This is a genomic window from Seohaeicola saemankumensis, assembly GCF_021021435.1.
Classification (GTDB): Bacteria; Pseudomonadota; Alphaproteobacteria; order Rhodobacterales; family Rhodobacteraceae; genus Seohaeicola.
On the sequence record NZ_JAINWI010000062.1, the window covers coordinates 1 to 1,085 of the forward strand.

At 61.8% G+C, this 1,085-nt stretch carries 1 protein-coding gene; it reads right to left on the reverse strand.

Annotation, left to right across the window (positions count from 1 at the left end):
- Positions 1 to 82: 82 nt before the first annotated feature.
- Entirely contained in the window at positions 83 to 1,015 is a 933-nt protein-coding gene (locus K7H22_RS19960; RefSeq protein ID WP_038142964.1) for an IS5 family transposase, read from the reverse strand.
- Positions 1,016 to 1,085 lie beyond the last annotated feature (70 nt).

Consider the following 1,085-nt stretch of genomic DNA (forward strand, 5'->3'; position numbering starts at 1 on the left):
GAAGATTGCTCTTGCGCAAGGGGCGGTTATACATGTTGCACAAATCGGCTGAGGGTCGAGGTTCCCCTTCCCCCGGACAGACTCATCCCACGGCTTCAGTGACGGGTATGCCGAGTGCGGTGAAGCCGTTCAGGACGACCACACGGATCTGAAACTCGGCAACCTGACGGTCGAAGTCCCTGGCAGTCAGGCGTTGGCCCAGCAGCTTCACACAATGCATCTTCGTTTCGACGCGGCTCCGGCGGTGATAGCCGCTCCATCGTCGCCAGATGTTTCGCCCGAAGCGACGTGACGCGCGCAGGGCTTCGTTGCGCGCGATTGCTCCGGGAGTGTCGGGCTTCCATGGCCTGGCATTTTTGCGTGGCGGTATGACTGCGGCGGCACCTCGGGCGGCGATGGCATCGTGGCACTTGCGGGTGTCAAAGGCACCATCAGCGGTGACGCTTGCAACCTCGTGATCTGGCGGGATCTGGTCCAGAAGCTCTGGCAGCATGGGCGCGTCACCGACATCACTGGTGGTGAACTCGGCCGCGCGTATTTCCAGCGTTTGCTCGTCAATTCCGATGTGGATCTTGCGCCAGACCCGGCGCTTGGTGCCACCATGCTTGCGGGCGTTCCACTCCCCTTCGCCCTCGACCTTGATGCCGGTGCTGTCGATCAGCAGGTGCAACGGGCCGCCGGATCCACGGTAGGGAATATTGATCTTCAGGGACTTCTGGCGCCGCGACAGCGTGCTGAAGTTGGGCACGGTCCAGTCCAGGCCGGTCAGGCGCAGCAGGCTCTCAACGAAGCCCGTCGTCTGCCTGAGCGCCATGCCAAACAGCACCTTCATCGTCAGGCAGGTCTGTATGGCTGCGTCACTATAGTCAGGCTGTCGGCCACGTTTGCCTGTTGGCCTGGCCTCCCAGGTCATCTCGGGATCGAACCAGATCGTCAGCGAGCCACGACGCTTCAGAGCTTCGTTATAGGCGGGCCAATTCCTGGTCTTGTAGGCGGGGGGGCTGGGTCGGCTCATGCGCCCCCAGCTACCACGCTGGATTCACAAGATGAATCCCTCACGCGATTTGTGCAACATGTGTAACCGC